The sequence below is a fragment of the Streptomyces sp. NPDC045701 genome, assembly GCF_056432045.1.
Genome location: NZ_JBWKJV010000130.1, coordinates 1 through 4,229 on the forward strand (window position 1 = coordinate 1; position 4,229 = coordinate 4,229).

3 protein-coding genes and 4 pseudogenes are annotated in these 4,229 nt (G+C 67.5%); 4 read left to right on the forward strand and 3 right to left on the reverse strand.

Annotation, left to right across the window (positions count from 1 at the left end):
• Positions 1–73: 73 nt before the first annotated feature.
• The 3 genes and pseudogenes from AC07DW_RS33500 to istA all read right to left on the reverse strand — a co-directional run bounded on the left by AC07DW_RS33500 (position 74) and on the right by istA (position 1,882).
• Positions 74–286: an ATP-binding protein gene (locus tag AC07DW_RS33500; RefSeq protein WP_478861392.1), complete on the reverse strand. Its 213-nt coding sequence runs from the start codon at positions 284–286 to the stop codon at positions 74–76.
• A gap of 13 nt (positions 287–299) precedes the next feature.
• A pseudogene (locus tag AC07DW_RS33505) lies at positions 300–542 on the reverse strand (ATP-binding protein); the annotation flags it as partial.
• Between the two features lie 82 nt (positions 543–624).
• Positions 625–1,882 (reverse strand): annotated as a pseudogene (gene istA, locus AC07DW_RS33510) (IS21 family transposase).
• Positions 1,883–2,089: 207 nt separating this feature from the next.
• Between istA and AC07DW_RS33515 the strand changes: the two are divergent.
• The 4 genes and pseudogenes from AC07DW_RS33515 to AC07DW_RS33530 form a co-directional block, all read left to right on the forward strand.
• Positions 2,090–2,704 carry a riboflavin synthase gene (locus AC07DW_RS33515; protein ID WP_478861390.1) on the forward strand — a complete coding sequence of 205 codons (615 nt, stop codon included), beginning with the start codon at positions 2,090–2,092 and terminating at the stop codon, positions 2,702–2,704.
• A complete protein-coding gene (locus AC07DW_RS33520; RefSeq protein WP_478861391.1) occupies positions 2,701–3,321 on the forward strand; it encodes a nicotinamide mononucleotide transporter family protein in 621 nt (206 codons plus the stop codon). Before AC07DW_RS33515 ends, AC07DW_RS33520 begins: the two co-directional genes overlap by 4 nt.
• 268 nt (positions 3,322–3,589) lie before the next feature.
• Positions 3,590–3,928 (forward strand): annotated as a pseudogene (locus tag AC07DW_RS33525) (site-specific integrase); the annotation flags it as partial.
• A gap of 150 nt (positions 3,929–4,078) precedes the next feature.
• Positions 4,079–4,216 (forward strand): annotated as a pseudogene (locus AC07DW_RS33530) (IS701 family transposase); the annotation flags it as partial.
• Positions 4,217–4,229 lie beyond the last annotated feature (13 nt).

Consider the following 4,229-nt stretch of genomic DNA (forward strand, 5'->3'; position numbering starts at 1 on the left):
CTTGTGAGAGACCTGTCCTACCAGGGGCTTCACGTCTGCCCGCAGCCGGCTTCACGTCCAAGCAGCCGCGAGATCATTTCGCTGAGAAAACCTCAATGATGATCAGCCGGTAGCGGCGGATCTTCTTCAGCTCGGCCTCGGGGCGGCCGGCCTGATGGGCGGTGGCGAGGCGGGTGATCCAGTTGCTCGCCGTGCCGGACAGGACGGAGTGGCCTTCGTGGGCCGTCTTCACCCCGAGCCCGATGGCCAGGTGCGTCTTTCCGGTTCCGGGCGGGCCGAGGAGGATTCACGTTCTCCGCCTTCGCGACGAACGTGCCGGTGGCCAGGTGCGCGAGGACATCACGGCGGAGTGAGGGCAGGTGGTCGAGGCTGAAGTCCTCAAGCGTCTTGACCTGCGGGAAGTGGGCGGTGCCGATCCGCATCACGGTGCCCTTGGACTCGCGGTCGGCGACCTGCCGCTGCAGCAGAGCGGCCAGGTATTCCTCGCGGGACCAGTTCTCATCCCTGGCCTGGGCAGCCAGGCCCTCCCAGCAGGCCAGCAGGCCCCGGTGGCCGGGGTCTTCAGGAGCCGGGTGAGGTAGGCGATCATGGACGGCAGGCCGTCCTTGACCGTCGTGGCGGCGGTCATTCGTTGCTCGCTTTCGTGCTCGCGGGGTCGAAGCCGACGCCGAAGAGGGCGTCGTAGCCGGGCAGGGCCCGAAGAGCGACGGCGTGTCCGTCGCTGTGGTGGCGGGTGGATGTCTGGCGCCGTTCGCGGTCCAGGGCCAGGGCCTGGCGCATCCGGGCCGCGGTGGCGGCACGGCCCCGGGTCGGTGATCACGGCCTGTTTCGCCCAGGACCGCTGGTGAAGTGCGACGATCTGGCCGTCGCAGATCACAGTGACCTCGTGCGGGGAGGCGTTCACGTCGACGGAGCGGCCGATGGCGTGCGGGTCGACGGAGTAATCGACCGTGCCGACGCGGACGTAGTAGTCACGGCCGGGCCGGACGCGGGCGTTCAGCCCGACCGGCGGGCGGACCGGTGGCAGCGGGATCATCGCCAGGTAGCCGGTCTGCAGCAGGTCGACGGGCCGGCCCTGGATGGAGCGGACGGTGCGCGCGTCAGCTTTCACCAGCCACTCGGCGAGCTGCTGGTTGAAGTCTGCCGGGGACGCGAAGCCGCGGCCGGGGAGGAACGAGGTCTCCAGGTACTGGTTGGCGCGTTCGACGATGCCTTTGTATTCGGGGCCGCGGGGTGGTGCGAGCTTGATCCGTGGCCAGGGTGCCGGCGAAAGCGGCCGCCGGGGCGGTGACCTTGCCGGTCCCGCCGATCGCGGACTCCCGGTCCCAGACGAGTGTCTTCGTGACGCGGCCGGTGCCGCCGATCAGCGACCACATGCCGACAGGATGTCGCCGGCCTGCCGGGACGGGATCATCGTCGCGGCCATGAACCGGGAGAAGCCCAGCGTCATGACCAGCACCGGCAGTACCCGCTCCTGCCCGGCGCCGACCTGGACCTTCGTCCCGGGGAACCACAGATCGCACTGGGCGATCCCGCCGGGCTCGCAGGCCACCCGGCCGACCGGACAGATGCCCACACATTCCGGCCGGATCCGGGCCAGCCGCTTCTTCAGCGGTGTCATCGAGTACGGCCAGCCGATCCGTTCGGCGATCACCGGCGCCGGCATCCGGGGCCATTCGTTCAGCAGGGCCCGGATCTGCGGCTCGGACCCGTCGGCCACCGATCCTCGCGGGGCCCGTTCGTACTTCGGCGGCCGGTCCGAGTTCAACGCGGCCCGCACCGTGTTCCGGGCCACCCCCAACCGACGCGCAATCTCCTTGATCGGCACACCCTCCGCCCGGTGCAGCCGACGTATCTCTGCCCAGTCCTCCACTTTCAGCACCCTCCAAGGATCAGCAGTCGGCCGGGAATGCGTGAGCCCGCGTGCCGCTCCAGCGCCGTCCAATGCCTCCCGGAGGGCGACGGTGCAACCCGCTCTGCCGCACTGGTCGCTCACACCTCAAGATCGGCCAGAAGGGGTATGCAGCTGCCAACCAATGCACTATCTGTAATATGTTCGGATATTTCATGTGCCAGTGAGGAGTGCTGAATGTTCACCGGAATCGTCGAGGAACTGGGCGAGGTCACCACCGTCAAGGAACTGGGGGATTCCTCCCGCTTCCGCCTGCGCGGTCCCGTCGTCACCGATGGCGCCCGGCACGGCGACTCCATTGCCGTCAACGGCGTCTGCCTGACCGTCGTCGAGACCGTCGACGGCGAGTTCACCGCCGATGTCATGCAGGAGACCCTCAACCGCTCCAGCCTCGGCTCACTCATACCGGGCTCCCGCGTCAACCTGGAGCGCCCCACGGTCCTCGGGGGTCGGCTCGGCGGACACCTGGTCCAGGGACATGTCGACGGCACTGGCGAGATCCTCTCCCGGACCCCCTCCGAGCACTGGGAACTGGTCAAGGTCTCGTTGCCGGGCAACCTCGCCCGCTACGTGGTCGAGAAGGGCTCCATGACGGTGGACGGCGTCAGCCTCACCGTGGTCGATGCCGCCGACGACCACTTCACTATCAGCCTGATCCCCGCGACCCTCGCCATGACCACCCTCGGATTCAAGCAACCCGGCGACCTGGTCAACCTCGAGGTCGACATCCTCGCGAAGTACGTCGAGCGCCTCCTCGGAAAGCACGACGCCGGAGCGGCCGCACAGCTGTGAACTGGCTCAACTCCGCTGCTTTCACCATCTGGGGCCAGAACGTCATCTGGTCCGACCTGATCGGCAACACGATCGGGCTGGCAGGCCTGGCGCTGGTCTGGTGCCGCTCGATCTGGAGCTGGCCCGCCCAGATCCTTTCCGGGTCGGTCCTGGTCACCGCCTACCTCTCCGCCCACCTCGCGGGAGGAGTCGGAAAGCAACTGCTGGTCATCGGCGTGGCCCTGTGGGGCTGGCGCCAGTGGCAGCAGAGCCGGCAACCCGACGAGACCGGCATCAGCGTGCGCTTCGCTACCTGGAACGAGCGCGCACTGCTGGCTGGCGCGGCGGCACTGGGCACCCTCGCACTCGGAGGACTCTTCACGCTGTACCCGCAGCTCTCCTGGAGCCCATGGGCGGACGCGTACATCTTCATCGGGACCCTCGTCGCCATGTACGCCCAAGCCCGCAAGCTCTTCGAGTTCTGGGTCGCCTGGCTCCTGGTGGACCTCGTCGGCGTACCGCTGGCGTTCTCCAGCGGCCTCGTATTCTCCGGCCTCATCTATCTGGTCTACTTCGCCTTGGTCCTATCCGGCGCCTATGACTGGCATCGACGCTCACGTACCCCTGCCTTTGCCTGACGAGATCAGGGCGAGGCTCTCCCGTCTCGGTGAAGTCGAGGCCTCCAACGCTGATGCCTCGACTTGACCGAGACCGTCTCACTTCTGTCAGGCCAGACAGCCACCAGGGAGTGTCGAGAAACGACCGTTATCTTGAGCTGCCCGAAGGGTGTCCTTGACGTTGAGCAAGCCCCGGTGAAACCCCGGGAACTGCCTGATGGATGTGGTTATCTGCCGCTGTCCATCACGCAGATTCCCCGGAGGTCCGATGCTCGTACAGCGCGTGGTGATGCCGTCCTCGCCGCTTGAGTCATGGACGGTACTCGGCGAGGACGCCGCCCCGGTCGAACCGATCGAGCGCTACCTGGCCTATCTCACCGATATCGAGCGGTCACCGAACACGGTCAAAGCGTATGCGCATGATCTGAAGGACTGGTTCTCCTTCCTCGGCGTCCGGGGCCTGGACTGGCGGGAGGTGCGACTGGAGGACGTCGGCGAGTTCGTCGCCTGGCTCCGGCTACCGCCAACAGCCCGGGCTGGGGCGGTTGCGGTGCTGCCGTCGGTCGAGCATCACTGCGGCGAGGCGACGGTGAACCGAAAACTGTCGGCGGTCAGGGCCTTTTACCAGCACGCCGCACGCTATGGCGTCGATCTGGGCGAGTTGCTGACGACCTGGCAGCCGGCCGGGTGCCGCAGCACCGCGTGGAAGCCGTACCTGCACCATGTGAGCAAGGGTCGACCACAGCGGAGCCGCCAGACCTCCCGGTCGTACTCGGGCGAGTGCGGCCTGGACCACTACCAGGTCCGCCTCTGCCACGCCTGGTACCGGCCCATCACCCTCGCCATGGCCGCCCTCGCCGCCCTGACCGCCATCCGCGCCCACGAACTGCAAAAAGGGGAAACAACGGTGGCCTGATACCGCTGTCCGT